This window comes from Rossellomorea sp. LjRoot5 (assembly GCF_964253455.1).
Lineage (GTDB): Bacteria > Bacillota > Bacilli > Bacillales > Bacillaceae_B > Rossellomorea.
Genome location: NZ_CAXUQN020000001.1, coordinates 1,132,433 through 1,154,852, shown reverse-complemented (window position 1 = coordinate 1,154,852; position 22,420 = coordinate 1,132,433). Strand labels below are relative to the sequence as shown.

26 protein-coding genes, 1 pseudogene and 1 other annotated feature are annotated in these 22,420 nt (G+C 44.0%); of the genes and pseudogenes, 9 read left to right on the top strand and 18 right to left on the bottom strand.

The window, feature by feature from the left end:
• Nucleotides 1-16 precede the first annotated feature (16 nt).
• Entirely contained in the window at nt 17-376 is a 360-nt protein-coding gene (locus ACSQ2E_RS05855; protein ID WP_435989681.1) for an ArsR/SmtB family transcription factor, read from the bottom strand.
• Nucleotides 377-867: 491 nt separating this feature from the next.
• Here ACSQ2E_RS05855 and ACSQ2E_RS05850 point away from each other — a divergent pair, with 491 nt between their 5' ends.
• The 3 genes from ACSQ2E_RS05850 (at nt 868) to ACSQ2E_RS05840 (ending at nt 2,984) form a co-directional block, all read left to right on the top strand.
• Nucleotides 868-1,722 (top strand): COX15/CtaA family protein, encoded by an 855-nt coding sequence (locus ACSQ2E_RS05850; RefSeq protein ID WP_435989680.1) that lies wholly within the window; start codon nt 868-870, stop codon nt 1,720-1,722.
• Nucleotides 1,723-1,927: 205 nt separating this feature from the next.
• Nucleotides 1,928-2,731 carry an alpha/beta fold hydrolase gene (locus tag ACSQ2E_RS05845; protein ID WP_435989679.1) on the top strand — a complete coding sequence of 268 codons (804 nt, stop codon included), beginning with the start codon at nt 1,928-1,930 and terminating at the stop codon, nt 2,729-2,731.
• 79 nt (nt 2,732-2,810) lie between these two features.
• Nucleotides 2,811-2,984, top strand: coding sequence for a hypothetical protein (locus ACSQ2E_RS05840; RefSeq protein WP_435989678.1), 174 nt, complete (start codon nt 2,811-2,813; stop codon nt 2,982-2,984).
• Between the two features lie 296 nt (nt 2,985-3,280).
• On the opposite strand, the gene ACSQ2E_RS05835 is transcribed toward ACSQ2E_RS05840, so the two are convergent.
• Complete coding sequence (locus ACSQ2E_RS05835) at nt 3,281-4,105, bottom strand: nucleotidyltransferase domain-containing protein (protein WP_435989677.1); 825 nt, start codon at nt 4,103-4,105, stop codon at nt 3,281-3,283.
• A gap of 186 nt (nt 4,106-4,291) precedes the next feature.
• Between ACSQ2E_RS05835 and ACSQ2E_RS05830 the strand changes: the two genes are divergently transcribed.
• Nucleotides 4,292-5,038, top strand: coding sequence for a DUF2087 domain-containing protein (locus ACSQ2E_RS05830; protein ID WP_435989676.1), 747 nt, complete (start codon nt 4,292-4,294; stop codon nt 5,036-5,038).
• Between the two features lie 16 nt (nt 5,039-5,054).
• On the top strand, nt 5,055-5,399 hold the full coding sequence (locus ACSQ2E_RS05825) for a GIY-YIG nuclease family protein (RefSeq protein ID WP_435989675.1): 345 nt from the start codon (nt 5,055-5,057) through the stop codon (nt 5,397-5,399).
• A 192-nt stretch (nt 5,400-5,591) separates the two neighbouring features.
• On the opposite strand, the gene ACSQ2E_RS05820 is transcribed toward ACSQ2E_RS05825, so the two are convergent.
• From ACSQ2E_RS05820 to ACSQ2E_RS05805, 4 genes and pseudogenes are all read right to left on the bottom strand, one after another.
• Nucleotides 5,592-6,032 carry a GNAT family N-acetyltransferase gene (locus tag ACSQ2E_RS05820; RefSeq protein ID WP_435989674.1) on the bottom strand — a complete coding sequence of 147 codons (441 nt, stop codon included), beginning with the start codon at nt 6,030-6,032 and terminating at the stop codon, nt 5,592-5,594.
• Nucleotides 6,033-6,047: 15 nt separating this feature from the next.
• A pseudogene (locus ACSQ2E_RS05815) lies at nt 6,048-6,356 on the bottom strand (HAD family hydrolase); the annotation flags it as partial.
• 106 nt (nt 6,357-6,462) lie between these two features.
• A complete protein-coding gene (gene ileS, locus ACSQ2E_RS05810) occupies nt 6,463-9,555 on the bottom strand; it encodes an isoleucine--tRNA ligase (protein ID WP_435989673.1) in 3,093 nt (1,030 codons plus the stop codon).
• 49 nt (nt 9,556-9,604) lie between these two features.
• Nucleotides 9,605-9,861: a binding site (T-box leader), on the bottom strand.
• Between the two features lie 272 nt (nt 9,862-10,133).
• Nucleotides 10,134-10,223, bottom strand: a complete 90-nt coding sequence (locus ACSQ2E_RS05805; protein WP_219927342.1) for a putative holin-like toxin — start codon at nt 10,221-10,223, stop codon at nt 10,134-10,136.
• Nucleotides 10,224-10,541: 318 nt separating this feature from the next.
• Here ACSQ2E_RS05805 and ACSQ2E_RS05800 point away from each other — a divergent pair, with 318 nt between their 5' ends.
• On the top strand, nt 10,542-10,694 hold the full coding sequence (locus tag ACSQ2E_RS05800; protein WP_435989672.1) for a hypothetical protein: 153 nt from the start codon (nt 10,542-10,544) through the stop codon (nt 10,692-10,694).
• A 360-nt stretch (nt 10,695-11,054) separates the two neighbouring features.
• On the opposite strand, the gene ACSQ2E_RS05795 is transcribed toward ACSQ2E_RS05800, so the two are convergent.
• The 8 genes from ACSQ2E_RS05795 to ACSQ2E_RS05760 all read right to left on the bottom strand — a co-directional run bounded on the left by ACSQ2E_RS05795 (nt 11,055) and on the right by ACSQ2E_RS05760 (nt 16,837).
• Nucleotides 11,055-12,131, bottom strand: coding sequence for a DUF3626 domain-containing protein (locus tag ACSQ2E_RS05795; protein ID WP_435989671.1), 1,077 nt, complete (start codon nt 12,129-12,131; stop codon nt 11,055-11,057).
• 36 nt (nt 12,132-12,167) lie between these two features.
• Nucleotides 12,168-12,515: a VOC family protein gene (locus ACSQ2E_RS05790; protein WP_435989670.1), complete on the bottom strand. Its 348-nt coding sequence runs from the start codon at nt 12,513-12,515 to the stop codon at nt 12,168-12,170.
• Between the two features lie 182 nt (nt 12,516-12,697).
• A complete protein-coding gene (locus tag ACSQ2E_RS05785; RefSeq protein ID WP_435989669.1) occupies nt 12,698-13,045 on the bottom strand; it encodes a YciI family protein in 348 nt (115 codons plus the stop codon).
• A gap of 34 nt (nt 13,046-13,079) precedes the next feature.
• Entirely contained in the window at nt 13,080-13,544 is a 465-nt protein-coding gene (locus tag ACSQ2E_RS05780; RefSeq protein WP_435989668.1) for a DUF3291 domain-containing protein, read from the bottom strand.
• Between the two features lie 315 nt (nt 13,545-13,859).
• A complete protein-coding gene (locus ACSQ2E_RS05775; protein WP_435989667.1) occupies nt 13,860-14,285 on the bottom strand; it encodes an SMI1/KNR4 family protein in 426 nt (141 codons plus the stop codon).
• A 167-nt stretch (nt 14,286-14,452) separates the two neighbouring features.
• A complete protein-coding gene (locus ACSQ2E_RS05770) occupies nt 14,453-15,118 on the bottom strand; it encodes a Type 1 glutamine amidotransferase-like domain-containing protein (protein ID WP_435989666.1) in 666 nt (221 codons plus the stop codon).
• Between the two features lie 188 nt (nt 15,119-15,306).
• A complete protein-coding gene (locus ACSQ2E_RS05765; protein ID WP_435989665.1) occupies nt 15,307-15,774 on the bottom strand; it encodes an NUDIX hydrolase in 468 nt (155 codons plus the stop codon).
• A gap of 97 nt (nt 15,775-15,871) precedes the next feature.
• The gene (locus tag ACSQ2E_RS05760; RefSeq protein ID WP_435989664.1) at nt 15,872-16,837 is read right to left on the bottom strand and encodes a quinone oxidoreductase family protein; all 966 of its coding nucleotides are present in this window, start codon (nt 16,835-16,837) and stop codon (nt 15,872-15,874) included.
• A gap of 159 nt (nt 16,838-16,996) precedes the next feature.
• Between ACSQ2E_RS05760 and ACSQ2E_RS05755 the strand changes: the two genes are divergently transcribed.
• Both ACSQ2E_RS05755 and ACSQ2E_RS05750 read left to right on the top strand, forming a co-directional pair.
• Nucleotides 16,997-17,431, top strand: coding sequence for a MarR family winged helix-turn-helix transcriptional regulator (locus ACSQ2E_RS05755; RefSeq protein ID WP_435989663.1), 435 nt, complete (start codon nt 16,997-16,999; stop codon nt 17,429-17,431).
• A gap of 67 nt (nt 17,432-17,498) precedes the next feature.
• On the top strand, nt 17,499-17,627 hold the full coding sequence (locus tag ACSQ2E_RS05750; protein WP_435989662.1) for a hypothetical protein: 129 nt from the start codon (nt 17,499-17,501) through the stop codon (nt 17,625-17,627).
• Between the two features lie 30 nt (nt 17,628-17,657).
• Here ACSQ2E_RS05750 and ACSQ2E_RS05745 read toward each other — a convergent pair whose 3' ends face one another.
• Nucleotides 17,658-18,755: a flavin monoamine oxidase family protein gene (locus ACSQ2E_RS05745; RefSeq protein ID WP_435989661.1), complete on the bottom strand. Its 1,098-nt coding sequence runs from the start codon at nt 18,753-18,755 to the stop codon at nt 17,658-17,660.
• Nucleotides 18,756-18,887: 132 nt separating this feature from the next.
• A complete protein-coding gene (locus ACSQ2E_RS05740) occupies nt 18,888-19,043 on the bottom strand; it encodes a hypothetical protein (protein WP_435989660.1) in 156 nt (51 codons plus the stop codon).
• Between the two features lie 105 nt (nt 19,044-19,148).
• On the opposite strand from ACSQ2E_RS05740, the gene ACSQ2E_RS05735 reads away from it, so the two are divergent.
• Nucleotides 19,149-19,601: a universal stress protein gene (locus tag ACSQ2E_RS05735; RefSeq protein ID WP_435989659.1), complete on the top strand. Its 453-nt coding sequence runs from the start codon at nt 19,149-19,151 to the stop codon at nt 19,599-19,601.
• Between the two features lie 102 nt (nt 19,602-19,703).
• Here ACSQ2E_RS05735 and argH read toward each other — a convergent pair whose 3' ends face one another.
• Together argH and ACSQ2E_RS05725 are read right to left on the bottom strand one after the other, a co-directional pair.
• Complete coding sequence (gene argH / locus ACSQ2E_RS05730) at nt 19,704-21,098, bottom strand: argininosuccinate lyase (protein ID WP_435989658.1); 1,395 nt, start codon at nt 21,096-21,098, stop codon at nt 19,704-19,706.
• Nucleotides 21,095-22,306 carry an argininosuccinate synthase gene (locus ACSQ2E_RS05725; protein WP_435989657.1) on the bottom strand — a complete coding sequence of 404 codons (1,212 nt, stop codon included), beginning with the start codon at nt 22,304-22,306 and terminating at the stop codon, nt 21,095-21,097. The genes argH and ACSQ2E_RS05725 overlap by 4 nt, the downstream gene beginning before the upstream one ends.
• Between the last annotated feature and the right edge of the window lie 114 nt (nt 22,307-22,420).

Sequence of the window (22,420 nt, the reverse complement as noted above, 5' to 3'; positions counted from 1 at the left end):
ACTCCCCCAGTGTTCCTTAGTGGTGTCTCGCATGGTGCATCGTTTGCTGAAGCATGTTCATAACATGATCATCGTCGGCAGAATAGTACAATGTCGTGCCTTCGCGTCTATACTTGACCAGTCGTAAATTTTTCAAGAACCGCAATTGATGAGATACGGTCGTTTGAAGCAGCGACAGCTTTTCAGCGATATCGTTAACAGAGTGTTCCTTTTGCGCCAAAAGATGAAGAATCTTTACACGAGTCGGCTCGGACAATGCTTTAAACGTCTGAGTGACGATAAACAATGTTTCTTCATCAATCTCCACACACGGTTCATCTATTTTTTCATCCTGATTATGCCCATTCAGCTCTTCATGATTATTATTCTTTCGCATGTCGACACTCCTATTCTATTTCAATATATGACAATGTGTTCATGTATTCTTATTTATATGATAAAAAAAAGAACATGCCACTGTCAAACAGAAGTTGTTGTCCTTTTCAAACAGGGGGGATATCCGGAAAAAAAATCTTTCCATCTAAGTATTCAAGCTTAAGTTATTAGGAATGGAATTATGATTGTCGTCCATACTTAGTAAGTTGATTGGAGCGGAAGGTGCTCGACTCCGACGGGAATAGCGGGAAAGTTGAGACCCCACAGGGCAAAAGCCCGAGGAGGCTCAACTCACGCCCCGCGGAAAGCGAGCACCTGCAGCGGAAATCAACCAGCACTCGCTACCTTTTAATAATCTTCCAATCATTTCTAACGATAGATGAACGTTATGTGACATTGACGTTTATGGATTGTGTTCCATCTCACAATCCTGTTACTATATGAACAGATATCAATATATGATTGATTCTAACACGAAAGGACTTCAATGATATGAAAAATAGATTCTCATTCTTTACGATCATCGTCACCATTGCTGCATTAGTGCTCGGCAACCTGGTCGTAGCGACACATTCAGGTGATGCCTGCGGGAGTGATTGGCCGATCTGTAACGGGAAAATCATCCCGGATATCACCAATTATCGCGTCGTGATTGAATACTCTCACCGGTTATTCACGACACTGCTCGGACTGGTCATTCTGATCAATGCCATCATTGCCTGGAGAAAGACAACCGATAAAGCAGTGAAAGTCATCTCGTTACTATCCCTGGTTCTCTTATTCACTCAGGCGATGATTGGCGGGATGAATGTTCTGCTCGGAACACCAACCGGTTTCACAACACTCGATGTCATGTTCAGCCTCTTCCTATTAATCTCTCTTATTTTCCTTCATGAAGGATTACAGAGAGGAACTGGAAACATGAAGTTGAATGAAGTAAAGAAGCCTTTATTAATCGGATTTTCCGCACTTATGCTCGAGGTGTTAATCGGGGCACTCTTTAAACATTTTCAACTGAGCCAATTACTATTTGAAGTAAGGAACACCGATGTAGAACTTGCCAATTTCACTTATGTGATCCACGGATTGCTCGGTATGATTGCGTTATTCTTCATTGGATACGCCGTTTTCCTAGCGTTGAGGTTTAACGTCATGAGGAAATCCGCCTTACTCTTGATCCTCCTTTCCATTCTGACAACCTTTGGTGGATTTGTCGTAAAAACAGAAGAACTGAGCCCTATTACATCGTCCGTACACATGATCCTGTCCATTCTGACAGTTGCTTTATTGAGCCGGATGACGGCAGTCAGTTATTTTAATCAGAAGAAGAAAGCCAGGCAGAAATAAGTGCCTGGCTTTTTTGTGTCTTCGCACCCCCCACACGAATCGGGGTTGAACCATTGAATTGAGGTATCTTGGCACTCGTGACGTCTCTTACGATATCAATTCTCCAAAATGCTTTCAGTTTGGCTTACCTGCTCAATGTTACGTTTTCTCTTTTTCTCATAGGGTAAATAGTGTGTATCTCATATTCAAAGGGAGTGCAAGATAAATGGGTCGATTCGTTGAAGTAGAGCCATACGTTTCATTATTTGTAGAAGATATCGGAAAAGGGCAGCCGATCGTGTTTATCCACGGATGGCCGCTGAATCATAAAATGTTTGAATATCAAATGAACGAATTACCTCAAAAAGGTTACCGTTTTATTGGAGTGGACTTAAGAGGGCACGGTCAATCAGACAAACCTGTTCATGGATATGATTATACTACTCTTGCAAAGGATATCCATGCAGTCGTCAAAGAACTGAATTTGGAAAGCTTTTTTCTTGCAGGCTTCTCGATGGGTGGACCCATTGCGATCCGTTATGCAACGACATTTGCGACAGACAGCTTAAAAAGATTGATCTTAATGGGACCAGCTGCACCGCTTTTCACCCAGAGGGACGATTTCCCCTATGGAATAAAAAAAGAAGAAGTAGATATGCTCATACGAGACATTGAAAATGACCGACCGGCAACATTAGCTGATATTGGCACTGACTCCTTCCACTCTGACGTTTCTGATGATCTCTCCGCATGGTTTGATGGACTCGCTCTCGAAGCCTCTGCCCACGCAACCATCGCTTGCGCCAAATCTTTGAGGGATGAAGACCTTCGAAAGGAACTGAGTGACATTGGCGTCCCAACGCTTCTCATGCATGGCAAACATGATCAGACGTGTGATTTTGATTTCTCTGTCGAACTCCACAAACACATTAAGGATTCTTCATTGATTCCATTCGAGGAGAGCGGACACAGACTGGTTTATGATGAGAAAGAAAAGTGCAATGAGGAATTGTTGAAGTTAATCCGGTAATTTATTATTCACCAAGTGGCAATAGGTGCAGTCGCTTGGTTATTTTTCGTTAAAAAACGTTTTGTTAGGTGGTGAAGATATGAATCGCTGGTACTTTCCATTCATAGTCGGGATCATTATATTCTTGTTCTTATTCCTGCTTGGCGATTATGAGATGACTTTGATCCTGACATTGAGTGGTGGATTTACACTCGGGTTTTTTCTTATGTATTGGCTTAATCGGGGTAGTGAGAAGGGAGCAGGACGTCGTTAGTAAAGGGAGTGAGGGAATATTTGGAAAAAACGCAATAAATTTAAAAATGACGCAATTAACGAAAAAATGACGCAATAAATCTTAAAATGACGCAATCATCGCCGAAAATGACGCAATTAATTCCTCTCCCCCTCTCTCTTCATGATAATTACGACCAAAGAAGAGCTCCAACCCCATGAGCAAGGTTGGAACTCTTTAGTCTGAACGTACTCTTGAGCCTTTTGCTCTATTAAACTATGATTTTACAACATTTTCAACCAAACACTGTCCTTTATCGGCCACTTAATAATCTTCACCTAACCCCGATGTCCCAACTCCATCCACTCTTCATCCCACACTTCCCTCAATGTACCCCTGAACAACATGTCCAATTCAGAAGTTGGATCAGAAATCTGTTTTTTTAACGACTTCGCATATGCTTCCAAATGTTCGATTTCTTTATAAAGAGACTCATTGATGGTATCGATCCTCGTTTCAACAAATATATCTTCTCCCGCTCTCTTCCGTTCTAACAAGTTTGCGATCGAATCTTTCCATTCTCCCGCAGCCACCAGTTCTTCAACCAGCTCTTGAAATTCAATCGGTGGGATCGAATCATATTTCTCAATCCATTTGGCAGCCAGCAGGGGACGAAGTACATTCAAATACTTTTTAACCCTTACTTCCTTTCCCTGAACATAATCCCGGAAATTCCCCTTCGCCATACTTAAATAATGATGCATACAGGAAACGGGGGAAAAGATCTTCTGCTCCAGTTCCCTCATTTGATCAATGGTGGAATAAGAGTGGTAGTATACAATGTTTGATTGGAGCCACTCGAGAAGAGGCGGATTCGATTTCCTGAATAATCTCAGTGCCTTCGTCAGCTCCCAGCCGCTCATATCCAACAGCGGATCAATCGGAAGCGAGACGGAATCTCCCGCCAGAACTTCGATCACATCCCTTTTCTGATCGATGGACAAATACCAGTCTGGTTTATGGATATAAAGGAAGCGGACGTCATAGTCACTGTCTTTAGAGGGAAAGCCCCATGCCCTGCTGCCCGATTCGCAGGCAAATAAAATTTTCACAAAGTGATCGATTTCGATTTGATTGATGACGTCGACGATATGTTCTTTCATGTTTATGACCTCCAGTGGATGAATCTTGTAAGGATAGATTCTATTCTTATAGATCAATCTCCTTTATATAGAGGAAAAATGCAAGTTGAATTCAGAAATCCGTTTGACATTTAACAAACAAAAATATAATATGTTTATAAATAAACAAACAAAATTAAATTAAGTTTAAATAGGACGTGTGAAGAAATGGAACTTTCCAACCTATTTTGGAGCGCCTCTTTGGAAGAAATGAAGAGAGGCTATATTGAAGAAGATGATGCATGTATTTGCCTTATGTGCGGAGAGACCCTTGAAAAAGGCATGGTCTATCCATACGAAAATCAATTTTACCTGGCCGAAAAATATATGGCTGTTCATATTGAAAAGGCGCACACATCTGTATTTGATTATTTGATCGGGATGGATAAAAAGCTAACGGGGCTTACCGATCATCAGAAACGTTTACTGACCCTTTTTTACCAAGGGAAAAACGATAAGGACATTCAGGAAGAAATGGAAATCGGAAGTGCCTCCACCATCCGTCATCACCGCTTTGCATTAAAAGAAAAGGAGCGTCAGGCCAAGACCTTCCTGACCATGATGGAATTACTGAAAGAAAAAGATGAGAACGCCCCGACGTTTGTACCCGTTCATAAAACCGCCACCATGGTAGACGAACGGTACAACATCACTCAGGACGAACAGGATAAAATATTGAAGAAGTATTTCTCCAACGGGGCATTGACGAAATTCCCCCCTAAGGAAAAGCAAAGGCTGGTCGTCCTTCGTCAGATTTCAAAACAATTGAAGAAAGACGATATGTACGATGAAAAAGAATTGAATCAAATACTTAAAGTAATCTATGACGATTACGCCCTCATCAGAAGATACATGATTGAATACGGCTTACTGGACCGGAAACCTGACGGCAGCAAGTATTGGGTGAAAAAATAAACGGGAGGTCAGAACCATGGAACGAAAACGGGAGTTAAAACAACAGTATAAAGAAACACCGGTTGAAGCTGGTGTCTTTCAAATCACAAACAAGCAAAACAATAAAATCTATATCGGAAGCACGAAGAACCTGAAGACCCTAAACGGGATTAAGTTCATGCTTGAGAACAACGGATTCACCACCAGCAAAGCGTTACAATCCGACTGGAACCAGTTCGGGAAAGATACTTTTACCTTTGAGCTGCTGGAGAAATTGAAAAAGAATGATGATCCATTCGTTACTGAAAAAGAAGCTCTGGCTGAGCTAGAGGAAAAGTGGTTGGAGAAAATGCAGCCCTATGGGGAACAGGGATATAATTAGAAGTTAGCACTCTTCATATAAAGACAGGTAAGATGAATATCCTACCTGTCTTTTTCTTACAAGTTTTTAAAAATATAGAACCAGCTGCACCGTATATAAATTCCAGAGTGAATGAGCGACTATCGCGGGCAGGAAGGATTTGATTTTATACGCAGTCAGCGTTAAATATTTTGCAAGAAAATCCCCGCTCTGCTATAACTTCTTTTCCAGAATGATCTTATGCAAGCCTTTCTCATCTGTACACGTATCGATGACATCAAAACCATTTTTGATATTGAGAATCAGCATACTGCGCCATTTATTCATCGTTTTGGTTTGCACCACCGTATAACCACGTTCCTTCAAGGTTTGATGCTGCCGCTTCATCAACTCTGCCGCAATGCCCTGTTTTCGATATTCCGGATCTACACCGCCCAACCAGCTGTAAAAGGTGTCGGGGTCCAGTTCATAGCCTATTTTATATCCAATGACTCTGGAATCTTCCATCGCCATATCTATTAGTATTTCAGGCTTATGAGCCATTTTGTTAATCAAGTCGTCCGAATTTCCAAATACGGATTGATGTAATGTCACAATTCCATTCACGATAGGGTCTTCGGGTAACGTGCTAAACTGTTGGTATTGAATACTCAAGGCGGTGCCTCCTCATCAAGATAATTGTTTAGGTGTAAAATAATATAACAGTTCATCTAACGATTGAATCTCGTCATCTGGCTTTATATCAGAATCATTTTCCGTTCCACTTGGATTGGACCATATACCCTTAAGACCAGCACCTTGTGGCCCACCCACATCCTTCTCCAGATCATCCCCGACGAATAATGCGTCTTCCGGCTGGACTTGAAGCTTATTTAGCGCCAATTGGAATATGCGTGGATCAGGCTTCTCCAATCCAACTTCTTCAGAAATCAAAATGACATCAAAACACTCATGTAATTTGGTATTCATGATTTTCGCATATCCACCACTCCTCCCTACCAATTATTTCAAATTATCCCCACTAACTCAAGATAATTCTAACTAGAAAAGGGCTCACCCTGGTTTGGGTAAGCCCTTCGTTGCACTACACTCCTACAAAGATCCCTAATCGATCTCCATCCAAATCAACTGCCTTCATACTTTCTCTTTTCTCAAACGTCATGCTCTTGATCAAGAGGCTGCCTTGCAGTAAATCTTCAAATTGCTTCACTACCTCTTTCATCACATCATCCACATCCAACACAAGATCCACACGCAGTTCCACCGGCAGATTCAATTCTTTACGGTACTGCTGAACGGCGCGAACAAGTTCCCGGGCTTTCCCTTCTTTCCGCAGATCTTCTGTGATGGTTGTATCCAGGAATACGCTGAATTGAGAATTTGAAGCCATTTCCAAGCCTTGATGTGTTTTTTGATGAACGATCATGTCATCCTTCACAACCGAAACGTTCTCCCCGCTAGGAGACTCAAATTCCACAAATCCTTGTTCTATAACCTTCTTCGCTTCTTCGGAAGATAACATTTGTAAATGCTTTTGCGCGACGCCAACGAGCTTCCCGAGTTTTGGACCTGCAGTCGGGAAATTCAGTTTCAGTTCATACTGTACGGAATCCCCTGCATTGTCCTGCAATTGGACGTTCTTCACATTGATTTCATCTTTAATGATGTACTCATACTTCTGGAGTCGCTCTGTATCCTGTTTTGAGCCAACCACCGTAAGCTCGGATAGGGGCTGCTTCGTTTTGATGCTTGTCATATTCCGGGCGGACCGGGCAAGCTCGACGACTTGCAGCACATGATCCATTTCCATTTCGAGTGCTGGGTTGATCTCATCTCCGTCAGCTTTAGGAAAATCGGCCAGATGGACGCTTTCACCCGTCAAGTTCATATGGATATCTTCTGCGATGAACGGCGTGAAAGGTGCCAGTAACCGGCTTACACTGACCAATACTCGATGTAACGTATGGTACGCCGCCAGTTTATCTTCATTCAATCCTTCACTCCAGAAGCGTTCACGTGACCTACGGATATACCAGTTACTCACCTGATCAACCAGGATGGATAATTCTCTCGCTCCTGCAGTAAAGTCATACCCATCTAAATGCTCCGTTACATTTGTGATCACAGAATTCAATCGTGATAACATCCACTGATCAAGCAGAGAAGGAGTTCCGGGTCCGTGTTTTTCAGAATCGAACCCATCGATCACGGCATACAGGGTGTAAAAGGAATGCACGTTATTCAGCGTGTCCACAAGCTTTGATTTTGCCTGACTGACGACGTTTTCCGAGAAGCGCTTATTATTCCATGGGGCGCTGTCTGCGAGCAATGCCCATCTGAGAGCATCGGCACCAAACTTCTCGACGAGTTCCATTGGATTCATGACATTCCCTTTGCTTTTGGACATTTTCCGTCCGTCTTCATCGAGGATATGCCCTAGTGATAAGACCCGCTTATAAGGCGCTTTTCCGGTAAAAAGTGACGAAACCGTCAACAGACTGTAGAACCATCCCCTCGTCTGGTCCACTCCTTCTGCGATTACATCCGCAGGGAACTGTTGTTGGAATAACTCTTCATTCTCGAATGGATAATGATATTGGGCAAATGGCATCGAACCACTGTCGAACCAGACATCGATGACTTCTTTCGTCCTCTTCATCTCATGAGAGCAGGAAGGACATTCCACGGTCACTTCGTCGACATACGGTTTATGAAGCTCAAGACCCTCACTCCAGCCGCTTTTCGCATGTTCTTTTAGCTCCTGAACGCTTCCCGGGACAAATTGATGGTCACATCCCCCACAAACCCAGACGTTCAGCGGTGTTCCCCAGTAACGGTTCCTTCCAAGGTTCCAATCGACCATATTTTCGAGGAATTTCCCGAAGCGGCCCTCCTTCATATGATCCGGGTACCACTCGACGGATTGGTTGTTCTTGATGATCGTGTCTTTCACAGCCGTTGTTTTGATGAACCAGCCTTCCATTGCGTAGTAGATGAGTGGTGAGTCGCAGCGCCAGCAGTGAGGATAGCTGTGTTCATACTTTTCTTTGGCAAAAAGAAGGTTGCTGTCTGCCAGCATCTTGATGATCTTCACATCACTGTCCTTAGTGAATTCTCCTTGGAGAGGTTTGAAATCACTGGTGTAACAACCCTTCACATCCACGATATTCACGAAATCCAATCCGCTATCTTTGATGGCATTGTAATCATCTTCCCCGTGAGCCGGCGCCAGATGAACGATCCCGGTCCCGCTGTCGTCGGTCACAAACCCTGCCGAGATCACTTCATGGCCTCGGCCAAGAGTGAGATTATCGAATGGCGGTTGATAGGAAACGCCAACAAATTCGCGTCCTTTATGCTCACTAATCACTTCGAAGTCTTCTCCCAACACCTCATTCGCAAGGTTTTTCGCCAGGATATATGTCTCTTCTCCGCGCCTCGCTTTCACATAATCCACGTCTTCATGGACGGCAAGAGCCACATTTGACGGAAGCGTCCAAGGTGTCGTCGTCCATCCAAGAAAGTACTCATTTTCTTTTCCTTCTATCTTGAATTTAGCTGTCGCAGAAAGATCTTTTACATCCTTATATCCTTGAGCCACCTCGTGGGAACTGAGGGACGTTTGACAGCTCGGGCAGTACGGAACGACCCGATGCCCCTGATAGAGCAAACCTTTCTCATGGATCTTCGAAAGGATGTGCCAGACACTTTCGATATAATCATTTTGAAGGGTCACATAAGGATCGTCCATATCCACCCAGTATCCGATTGCCTCAGTGAATGTACGCCACTGTCTCTCATAATCGAACACACTCTTTTTACATTCTTCAATGAATTTCTCTACACCGTAATCCTCGATTTCCTGTTTTCCGGAGACGCCAATTTTCTTTTCGACACCGAGCTCCACCGGCAGGCCGTGAGTATCCCAGCCTGCCTTACGTTTCACTTGATACCCCCGCATTGTCTGATACCTGGCGACGAAATCTTTGATCACACGCCCGAGGACATGCCCGGCATGAGGCAGGCCATTGGCTGTCGGGGGACCTTCGTAGAACACAAATGTCTTTTCCCCTTCACGGTTGGCCACCGACTTTTCAAAAATATGATTCGAATTCCAGAAATCCTGGATCCGCTGCTCCCTTTCGACCGACTTTTCGTTTACATTGACCTTCTCCATGTCATCACACCTTCTTTTATATAAATAAAAAAACCCGCCCCTAACCTAAGTTAGGGACGAGTTTGTAACCCGCGATACCACCCTGATTCTGCCCATAAACTCGATTTCAAGTTTACGTGACAGCGCTCATTCAACGTACAATCATACGCGTTCCTTGTAACGGCGGAAACCCGTCAAAGCTTAAAGTACCTTCAGCTTTGCTTCTCAGAGAGGATATTCAATATGATCTGTACGTTGACTTCCACCAAATCGTCAACTCTCTGTAGAACAGACTCCATACCTACTCGTTCTCGTCATGGAATGTAAGTGTTATGTTACAATTAATCTATACGAAACAGGTTAATTTTGTCAATACTTTATTTTATACTTGACGGAAGATGATCCATTTATTCACTATTCTTTACTAACGAATGGAGTTATGTATATAATAAAAGTAGTTAAGTACACTAAAAAAGGAGCCCTGACGGCAATCAGGACTCCTCCACAACATAAACTGCATGGAAAGTGCAGCGGCTCACTTAGAGTCAATCGAAACAGAAGTAATCATCAATGATCCTCATGAGCGGTGGGGACGATGGTTACTTCTTTTTTTGTGTAACCGCGACAATTGCTACAATCAATGTTCCAAAGGCAATCATAATTTGCAATACATCTCCTACAGCAATCATTAGCGTATCACCTCCCTTCACTTGGGAGTGTGAGCCGCTACCCCATCTTCCGTATTATGTTGTGTCCTTCCATTATATCACAGGCAAACGTGTGTTTCCCCCTTCCGAATGGACCGGTCTAAAAATTTGGCAGGGGTAGATTCCATACATTCTTAGAAGAATAATTTCAGATAAATTTCAACGTACGCCTGAGGTTTCATGATGAAAACCAACCTGAATAGTCTCTCAATAATAACAATGAAACATCAATAGTTCCAAGGTAATGGTAAAATATACACTGTTCACTGAGAATGGATCGATCTTCTTCAAGGAGAGAAAATGAAATATAATCTCGGCGATATTGTAGAGTATGAAGATAAGTTGTATACCGTATTTTGGATCTATGATTCCGAATATGTGGAATTGAGTTCGGATGAAAAGAAATGTGTATTAGCGAAGGCGGAAGAACTTCAGTTAGTAAAGGCAAAGTAAAATTTCAGTGTGGATAGGTAAGCAATATTTATGAAGACGATCCATCTCAGTGTACCTTCCTTATATGCCAGTATCTCACGATGATCTTTAAAGAATTTCCCCATCTGATTTTACTAGAATTCCGCCCCATACACTTTGCAAGGACTGGCCCCCAGAATATAAAGGCCAGACCTGATTTAGTTACAAGATACACTCCAATGAAAAGATAGAAAGGTCTTCTCTACGATTGGAGTTTTATCAATTTTGATACAAGACTGCTCGGCATGATAAAAAGAGTATTCATTAAATAGTATACAGATTAAAATCATACTTAAAGCTACTGCAGTCACAGATGTTTTTTTCACCTTATAATCACCTCTATTACTGATCCTTTGGTCTTCCGTACTTCACCAAAACATGCCATAAAAGCTTTAATTCCTGCAGCACGTCTTCATAAGTACCCCGATCACTCCAGGAATCTGGATCTCGTTTCAAATTCATGACGGCTAACCCGATTGTGTGGGCATCAATCCTGTCTTTATAAGCGATCCGCTTTGCCAGTGATGGCATGGACGCTCCTCTAAAGTCAGCAGGAACCTCGTCCACTTGAAGGATAAAGCCCATATGCCATTTAAGATTGATGGAATACCTGGAGCACATTTGCTCAAGGGTTTCACCAACATTTGTGTCCTTAAAAGATGGATCGGCAACCAGCACTTCCACATCTTCTTTCAGAGAAATCGGCCCGTGAATCTGTGATTCTATATAATGATTCAAATTTCGATTCGCCACGCTACCTTTCCTGCCATTTTCAAGATTATTCAGTAGATGATGAATGAGCTTTGCAGGAGTCAAATCCTTCTCTCCAAGTGCAAAATCTCTTAAGAATATTTCTTCCAAAAGCGCGGCGTGGATCATATCAAATGCTTGATACGTCCCCTTTTCGAATGGGTTTTGATGGGAGTCCAAATATGTATAAGTAGAGCGGGATGATACATTAGGGCTCAGCAAAAAATAGCATGAGCCGAACCGGGGGGAAGGTCCATCTGGATGTAACATGAGATTCAATGCCCCGTACTTTGGCCGTTCACTCATCAATGTACCGTCCAATTGATAAGCTCCTCCAAACATACTCTCTTCCCACCTATCCCGTTCACCACCTAAATGGGGGGACACCTTCCCATTCGATATGAATGTTTCGAACTGGCTCTTGTATTCCCCTAGTTCGAGCAGGGACTGGGCAACGGTCTTCATCGTGGAAGTCGGTCGATCCGGATGGAAGTGCAAACCGATCTGTGCGTGAGTTTTCATATGGTGAACTGCCCGTGCAAACACTTCATCTGAAATATTGGACATGTTCAGGACATGATGGATGGTAGCCTTTGCATTCGATTTATGCTTCAGTGCATAGGCTGTAAAATAATCGATTGCCTGACACTGTGACGATGTTAACCCCATAAAGATCCGACTCTCCTAACCGTATGACTTCAACCATTATTTCTCCCAAAGCTCGATCAGCCTGCCTTCAGGATCTTTAATCCAGATAAACTGACCAAATTTACTCACTTCTTTTTCCTTTGTAAGGGGTACACCCACCCGTTCAAGATGTTCCATCGTTTCGTTAAGATCATGTACTTGAAAATTCAACATGACCTGCTGTTCTGTCGGGAAATAGGGGTCATCTTCTTTAAAGAAAGAAAAGATCGTTTCATTTTCCGGATCAGGTTTAATCATGGTTCCGTTCCAATCTCCCATTTCAATTTTCAACACATCACTGTACCATTTCTTTAGAGCATCCATGTTTTTCGTTCTCCAAAATATTCCTCCGAATCCTTTTATCATCTAAAATCGCTCCCTTTTGTTTTACTACATTATTATATAAATCAATGTTCACTAGATCTCTTTCCCCTCGGTTCTTCTATTTCTCTTATAACCATCCATTTTCCATTCACTATTCTCCAATTTTCAATTGTAAATAACCGTGCTAATACTTACTTTTTTTTCACTTACATCTGTTCCGTTCCTTAGAAGACTTGACGCAATTCCACCTGTCCTTCCCCATATCCTTGAGGATCCGGCACCCGCATGGCCCATTCGATAGCTTCTTCCCTTGACTTCACATCGATCAGAAAGAACCCCGCCACTAACCCGCCGACTTCAAATGGATCCTCGGTTACAACCGGTTCACCACCTGGTTTCGGGTACGATATGCGAATACCGTCAGAGCTCGGATGGAGTCCTTTCGCCATCACCCGCACGCCTGCTTCCACTAAATCCTCATTGTACTTTGTCATGGCTTCCATGAGCTCGGGGCTCGGTGGATTTCCGGCTTCCGAGTTTCTTGAGGCTTTGACGATCATCATAAACAGCATAGAAACATCCTTCTTCCCGAATTTCTCGTTATCTTCACTTCAGAATACACGGTTTTCCACTCTCATCAAATGCTCTCTTTAAATCAAACGCAAAAGGAGTAGCTTGATGTTCAAGATAATATTGGTATCTCGTAAAAGCCTCCTCCCATGAGACATCCTTGACCCTCTCTGTCCACCAGACTACATACGAAGAATGTTTCCCATCATCAGGCTCCATCCATTTGTTCCTGTTCCGCAGTGCCTGACTGTGCTTTCCCGCATATGTAAAGCGATATAAGGATTGCAGGCTATTCCATACAGTTAATGTCAGGACGGGGTAACCACTTCCATCTCCTTCTTCAGGTACCGAAACACCGTCTGATGAAAACTCTTCGATTAGATGTCCTGCTACATAAGCCTGCCGCATCACCCTTTGTCCAACGTCATAAAATTCACGAGAAGCCGGATGGTCATACGGGTGAGCTAACCTGCCAATAGTATAAATTGAAACGATTGCCATACACATTCCTCCCATTATAGTCTTTTTATAGAAACAGGACCGGATCTAAGTCAAATATCATACTAAATGTATTCCATCCCCCCTCCAATTCTTCCTTCTAAATTGTGCAAAATGCTATTTGAACATTAACTCATTCATTCTAACGAAAAAAAAGACACAAAAGTTCGATTGGCTACTAAAAAGTCATACCAGGCCCTTTTGCATCTATTTCTATTACAGCACTTTCGTAAATACTCCTTCACACCTCCCTTATTCCCTCTACGGTTCTGCTTACAATTTAAATCAGTAATAAGTATCACTTACTACTGCGGTGAATTAAACACTCAGTTCTCCCATAATCCACCCTTCCACAAACTCTTCTAGAGACACTGCTACTACCCTTCGACTTCCGTTTTCGTGGTTCCATATGTAAATATCCTCAGACTGTATTCTCCCGTTTTCAATGAGATATCCAAATAAATCACCATTGCCTGCGTCGACAAAAAATAACAAAGAATTCACATCACTCTGTTGATGGGTATTTCTACAAAACACGTTTTCCCTGATCGTCTGTTCTGTTGACCAAATAAATGAAATCCCATAGTCGCCGTAGACCCCATTCGTCTCGTTGTATAATTGGGCAAGTCTCCTTGGCAATTCAATTTCTAAAGTATCTTTAACTGCTACTATCTCAGATTCAGTTGCGGGTGGTTTGAACTGACATTCTTTCGATAGACTGCTGAAAAAAGCTTTCCATTTCATTATGCTTAACCACCTGGAATTTTTTATTGAAAAGACTCTGCCATTTGAATCAACTGTGTTTTACTCACTTCTTTTGGGGTTAGTTTAGGGTAATAGATTACTTCATAATACATTTCATCTTTCCAGGTAAGGACTCTTTTACCTGAATCATTCGGGATGAACTACCTTTATGGAAACAGTCTCCAATTCCCCTCCGAAACAACTTCCACTTCACCATCGATCACCGTGATGGCAGTCTGATCATCAATCGCATATGCCGGCCCCTTCATGCTGGCGGCCCATTTCTCTGCATCAGCCATCGTATTTTCCGGCAGCATCTCATGATCCAGGTGAGGGAAGATTGAAAAATCAACCATTCCGAGCGCTGCATCCCCGCCGTTCGGAGATTTCCAGCCAACGAAATCTTCCCCAATGTTAGGCGCCATCACCATGCTCCCTGCGCTCATTCCCACATAAACTGCGTTCAGCGACGGCAAGAGATCTATAAGTCCTGATTGTTGCATCCAATGAGCTAAGTAGAGAGCGTCTCCGCCCGATACAAGAAAGACGTCTGTTTCTTTTACAAGCGGTACCCATCGGTCTCTGTTGATGCTTGGCAGCGCTGTGAGTTCCAGCACGCCGACAGACTTCCATCCGAGGTCCACCATGGGATTCTCTGAATTCCCGCTGATGAACTCCCATGTCCTGACGCCGGGACCGACCCATGGGTGTCCGTACATGGCGGTGGGTATGCACAGAGCAGTGCAATCAGCGATTGGTTTGTCGAGCATGGCAACCAGGGCTTCGTGTATGCTATTGTTATTGACGCCTGCCGATGTGAGCAGTAATTTCATGATTTCATCTCCTTTGTGTGTTCAAACACTCTGAATCCTTTTGTTTTTACACACTCAATCCAGAGCAACTTGTTACATAAGGAATTCAACAAAAATAGCCGTTTATCCTTTTTGGATGAACGACCATGTTTATTTACAATCAAGTGTTGCTCAGTTACTTACCAGCTAAGTTGAACATAAACCGAAGATTATACACCTTTTCGATAATGTTTAGACAAAAATTCATCCAAGATCACTTTATGGCTTTTCACCATATTGGTTGGCAGTTCATCTGGATAAAAAAACTCACATGTAATCGATTCAGACTGGTCTATGTTCAATTCCCCTTCATACCCCTCCGAATAATAGGCCACCGTCACGACATAAAACTCATCACCATTTTCGGCCTTAACATAATGTTCCGGCCCTGAATAAACATTGATTAAATGTAGTTCATTTACTCTCAATCCCGTTTCCTCATATACTTCTCTTCTCGCAACCCCTTCAGTTGATTCTCCAAGTTCCATTAGTCCTCCCGCAATTCCCCAGACACCCTTCGGAAATGTCCGTTGTTGAAGCAGTATCCTTCCCAGTTCATCCACTATAACCGTAACGGCACCTACAAACAGTAATGGCCTGTGACCCACGATTTCCCTTAGTTCTTCTACGTATCCCATAAATCTTGACTCCTTTTCAGTCTAGTTCCAAAAGCACCAAGGGGACAGGTACAACTGCCCCTTTTAAGAGCCAATGTACCTGTCCCCTTGGCTCCCTTTATGGTTTGATCAATACTTTTCCCTCATACGCACGGCTCTCGATCAAATCATGAGCCAGTTTGGCTTCACTCAAATCGAAGACCTGAGCAATAGGGAGCGTTACTTTGCCTGTTGCAAATAGCTCAATCACTCTTTCAGCAGCAGGAGCCAACATGTCCGGTCGATGTTTCCTCGTCGTTCCAAGACTGAATCCTTTTACATTTCGGCAGGAGGAATGAACATCGCTCGTTTTGAAGTGTCCGGCACTGCCGCTGCTGTTGCCGAATTGAACGAGGGATCCGTATAGACCGAGGCAGTCGAGGCTCGCCGTCGTGACTTCTCCTGCCATGGAATCGAAAACGACATCTGCCCCTTTGCCGTTCGTCAGCTGAAGCACTTCTTCTGAAAACGTGTCATATGTAGAAACATGATCTGCACCCAACCTCTTTACATAGTCCTCTTTGCTTAAGGTGCCAATCGTTGCAACGACCGTCTCAACCCCGGCAAGCTTCGCTAATTGAATAAGCATAGAACCGACACCACCAGCCCCGCTATGAACAACGATCGCATCGTTTTTCTTTACCTGGCCTATTTCGTGTAGGAGGATATGGGACAGGATCGACACAGTAGGCATTGCAGCCGCCTGTTCAGAAGAAAGACTCTCAGGAATCTTGAACGTCAATTGTTTATGGGCCTTCACATATTCTGCGTAAGAACCGCCTATAGGAAAAGCGATGACGCGGTCCCCGGCTGCAAAACCGGAAGATTCCCCTGCTTTCACAACGGTCCCCGCTGCATCGAGCCCAAGAGTGAGGGGGAAACTCCCCTTTCCTTTGCTGCCTTTCCGGGATTTGATATCTGCATAGTTCACACTGGTAAACGCCGTTTTGATCAACACTTCTTCTTTTCTTATTTTTGGAGTCTCTACATCTGCTAGTTGAAGCACACCGGAATCTCCAAATTCGGTTTGAATCACTGCTTTCATCACAACACCCCTTTTCCAACATCTCCTTTTCATTCTACTGTAACAGAGTAAGATTGAGATAATAGAAAAACTGAAAGAACATCCATAATCTGCGCTTATATTGACAAGATGTTCTTCTCTATGTTAATTTGTATGTGCAAATGAAAGGGTGTTGATCTAATGAACGAAGAACAAGACGACGTTCTGATTCACTGCTTATACTTCACGGCAAGCCGTTTTTCCAGAAGCATCACCAAGCTTGCAGAAAAACACCTGGATGCCGGCGGACTTGCTCCATCGTATTTTTATATGATCATGGTCATCCACTATAAGCCGGGGATCACACAGAAGGAACTGTGCCAGAAGCTGGCCATTGCCCCTTCCACCAGTACACGGTTCATCGATAAATTGGAAAAGAGAAACATCGTCCTGCGCAAAATGTCGGGCAAGCAAACGTTCATCTCTTTAACCGATGAAGGGGAAGAATTGTATCGGGAGTTCCGAGTATCGATCAAAGAGCTGTTCGATGACTATTCCCAAACACTTGGGAAGGATTTCAGCCTGGATTTGAGCCGGATGCTGCATGAGGCAAGTTTGAAGCTTGAAAAAGAGTGATCATGTCTAGGCGCTCTTTTTTTGACCATTCATTTGCATATACAAATATAAATAATTGGAGGAATTCATGATGAATAAAACGATTGTGATTATTGGAGCCGGTAAAGGAATCAGCTTCGAGACAGCTTTACAGCTTTATTCGATATGCAGATTAAAGGGGCCCTTGAGGTTGTGTACGAAGAAGCATGACAGATAAAAGCCATCACCGTAGGAGGTGATGGCTCTTTCATTTGTAAACATTGGCGAAGAATTGCGAAACTGCAAGCTCAGCTGATAATAGCGCGCCTTCAAGATGACCCCCGTTTGCTGCTGCGGTTTCGGTCCCGGCAAATAGGATCTTCTGTTCCCATATGCCTGCATTCCCCGGTGGACCATATTCAGGAAAACTTGTCAGCGGTTCAGCATCTTCTTTTACCGCAGTATGTAGGTCATCTGACCAATCCTTGTACAGAAGTGAGATGGGCGAACCCGCCTGCTCACCGAATAAGCGTGTCAGCTGTTCCAGGACAAGACTCAATACTTTATCCTCCCCAAGCTCTTTGCGCACAGCTGCCGGCATTCCGAAGAATCCAAAAAGTGCACCTAACCCTTTTTCTGGTGAGGCGTCATGTATTTCCTGAAGCGGACCCGCCCAGCTCGTCACCTGACCGGAAAGTCCCTCTTCCCGCCAGAATGAAGTTTCATAAACGGCCACTGCCTTCGCTTGTCCCGCCATCCAAGTTGGTGTTTCAATCAGACTTTGCATGAGTTCTTCAGGAAGAGAAGGTGAGAAGGCAAGACGTCGTGCCACAAGCCTTGGTGGCATTGCAAGAATCACAGCTTCCGCCTTCCATTCCTTCTTCCCGCCTTGTTCATCAGCTTCGACCGTGATTTCTCCTTCGTTATCCATATGGATTGCCTTTACGGTTGTATTCAAATGAACAGTACCGGGCGGAAGAGTATCATAGACGGCATCAATGATTGCCTCCATGCCTCCATGCAGCCTGAAAGATCTTTGCACAGCCCCTTCCGGTAATACATGACGTTGCGGTCTGGCGTTTTCTGACTGCTCATAGAGAAGCGCTCCTTCCGTATGCTGCAGGAACGTCTGTAAACCGAGCTCCTTTACAAGACGTGTAATGAGCGGCTCATAATCCGGCCAGAACCACGTCGGTCCAAGGTCGATTTTCGCAAGGTCCGTCCCTCCGATGGTCTCACTTATGACTCTTCCTCCGATTCTTTCCCTGGCTTCAAGGACCACACACTCAATGCCTTTCGCGTGGAGAAGGGAAGCGGCCCTGAGACCGCTCAGGCCTGCCCCGATAATAATCACAGGTTTCTTCATGCCGTGACCTCCTATCTCTTTTTATACTAAAGAGTATTGTAGCAGAAGGGACGGACCTTTTCATTCAGGGGAGCTTGAGCAAAAAAAAGAGCTTGCAGAAACATTAACTGTCTCTGCAAGCTTTTCTTATTCCTACTCTTCATATTGTTCGTTTTCATACGTCCCGTACTGACCATTCTCCGTATCGATGACACCGCTCGTATACGAATCCATGATCTGCTGGCTCACCTCTTGGTTCGCATTTTCGTCATACGTGAACTGTTCTTTCGGATCCTTCTTCTTCATCATGATTCCCCCTTAAAAATAAGTAATCTATTCCCCTTTATTGTTCGAAAATTGGCTACAGATATAAGTGGGAAAATATAGTATGATGAATGTAAGGAGGGGATCACAATGAGTTTAAAATATCACAACATATTAGTAGCTGTAGATGGATCAAGGGAAGCAGAGTGGGCCTTCAAAAAAGCGATTGCCATCGCCAAACGGAACGACGCCGTTCTTTCCCTGATCCACGTCATCGACACCCGCTCTTTCGCGGCCATCGAATCCTACGACCGCACAGTAGGAGAAAGAGCCATCAAGTATGCTGAAGAATTATTAAACGAGTACAAAGAAGAAGCGGCCAAAGCCGGATTGACCAAAGTCAAAACCTATGTCGAATATGGCTCCCCGAAAGTGATCATCCCAAGAGAAGCAAACAAAAACGTCAAAGCAGACCTCATCATATGCGGAGCCACCGGCCTCAACGCCGTCGAACGGTTCCTCATCGGCAGCGTCTCCGAACACATCACCCGGGCTGCCCACTGCGACGTACTGGTTGTCAGAACGGAAGAAGTGGAAGATTGATTTTACCATCTTTCCAACAAAAAAAGAGCGGTTGAAGGAGGAGGTTCCTTTTCAACCGCTCTTTTTGGTGATATTAGAAAGAAAATCAACCAGCACTATCTATTACACAGATTGAGTAGCCAAAGACCCCAACTCAGCCTTCCCCTTCCCAATCTGCACCTTCACCTGCTCAAACCCCGTACCACCATAAGACTTCCTTCTCTCAACAGCCGAATAAGGAGTCAAAATCGAGTAAATATCCTCCTCAATCAACGAAGAAAACTCACCATACTCCTCAAGCGAAACATCCTTCAAATAACAGCCCTTCTCAATACAATACAACACAAGCTTCCCAACGATTTCATGGGCCTGTCTGAACGGAATCCCCTTCGTCGCCAAGTAATCCGCAAGCTCTGTCGCATTGGAAAAATCGTTTCCGACTGCTTCCTCCATCTGCTTCGTATTCACTTTCATCGTCGAAATCATGCCCGTAAAGATCTTAAGCGATCCCACCACGGTCTTCACCGTATCGAACATGCCTTCCTTGTCTTCCTGCATATCCTTGTTGTACGCAAGCGGCAGTCCTTTTAACACAGTAAGAAGGGAAATGAGATTCCCATTCACCCTGCCCGTCTTTCCTCTGACTAGCTCCGCCATATCCGGGTTCTTCTTCTGTGGCATGATGCTGCTTCCAGTCGTAAAACTGTCATCGAGCTCGATGAATCGGAATTCTTCCGTGGACCACAGAATCATCTCTTCCGCCAGACGGGAAAGATGAGTCATCATGATCGAGCTGTTGCTCAGGAATTCCAGGATGAAATCACGGTCACTTACGGCATCAAGACTGTTTTCATAACAAGAATCGAAGCCAAGAAGTTCGGCTGAATACTCACGATCAATGGGGAAAGTTGTCCCGGCAAGTGCACCGGCACCCAATGGAGAGATATCAATTCGTTTTAACGAGTCGACAAGTCTCTCCTTATCACGGTTCAACATCCAGAAATAACACATCAAATGATGAGCGAACGAAATCGGCTGGGCACGCTGCAGATGAGTATAGCCAGGAATGATCGTTTCCACATTCTCTTCCGCCTGAACGATGATCGCTTCCTGAAGGTCCTCAACGAGCTTGACGATTTCCTCCACCCGTCTTTTTAAAAAGAGATGCATGTCTGTCGCAACCTGGTCGTTACGGCTTCTTCCCGTGTGGAGCTTGCCGCCGACCTCACCGATTAAATCGATCAGATGCTTCTCCAGATTCAAATGAATATCTTCATACTCAACGGAAAACTGAAGTTCATTCTTTTCAGCCTTTCCATACAGCACATGGAGGCCATCGAGGATCTGATCGGCTTCACTTTCCGTCAGGATCCCGCATTTTTTTAACATTTTCACATGGGCGATGCTGCCTTCGATGTCTTCTAGTACGAGCTCCTGGTCGAATGAGATGGATGCATTGAATTCATCCACCCACTCTTCCGGCTTCTTGGTGAAACGTCCTCCCCACAGCTTACTCATAGAGTGACTTTCTCTTTCTTCTCAGCGTTGACCATGGAAGACACCTTCGTCGGCAGACCCCATAGTTGAATGAATCCAATGGCAGCATCGTGATCGAATTCATCCGCTTTTGTGTACGTCGCAAGGTTTTCATCATACAGGGAATTCGGTGATTTTCTTCCTTCGACGATGGCATGGCCTTTGAATAATTTCACGCGTACCACACCGTTCACATACACCTGAGTTTGATCTAGGAAAGCCTTTAACGCTTTATTTAATGGAGAGAACCAAAGCCCCTCATAAATTAATTCCGTCATTTTCTTCTCGATCACCGGTTTGAAATGGGCCAATTCTTTCACCAATGTGAGGTCTTCAAGTTCTTTATGTGCTTTTAAAAGGGTCATGGCGCCCGGACATTCGTATACTTCACGTGACTTGATCCCGACAAGGCGGTTTTCCACATGATCGATACGGCCGACTCCGTGCTTACCGGCCAGCACATTCAGTTTCGCAATGATTTCATCAAGAGGATATGCCACGTGATTCAGTTCCACAGGCACCCCTTTTGAGAATGTGATTTCAACCACATCCGCTTCATTTGGCGATTCTTCGATGCTTGATGTTAGATCGTATGCATCTTCCGGTGGTGCAGTCCAAGGATTTTCCAGCACCCCGCACTCATTGCTTCTGCCCCAAAGATTTTGGTCAATGCTATATGGTGAATCAAGATTGATGGGAATCGGGATCCCCTTATCTTTCGCATATTCGATTTCTTCTTCACGTGACCACTTCCATTCACGGACCGGTGCGATTACTTCCAGTGAAGGATTCAATGCCGCAATGGACACTTCGAATCTCACCTGGTCATTTCCTTTCCCCGTGCAGCCATGTGCAACAGCCGTTGCATCTTCCTGTTCTGCGATCTCAACAAGTTTTTTTGCGATCAACGGTCTTGAGAGTGCGGACACCAGTGGGTATTTCCCTTCATACAGTGCGTGACTTTGCAGGGCAAGAAGTGCGTATTCATTCGCGAACTCTTCTTTTGCATCAATGACAAAGCTTTTGGACGCTCCAACCGTCAACGCTTTTTCTTGTACAAAATCAAGATCCTTTCCTTCCCCGACATCCAGGCAGCATGCAATGACTTCGTATCCTTTTTCTTTTAACCATTGAACCGCTACCGACGTATCCAAACCACCTGAGTAGGCTAATACCACTTTTTTATTCATCCGTATCTCCTCCTGTTGATTTTCTATATAAATGAATATTTATTCTTTAAGATGAATTTATATTAGCAGTTTACGAGAAATACATCAATACTTATTCATTAATTTGTATAAATA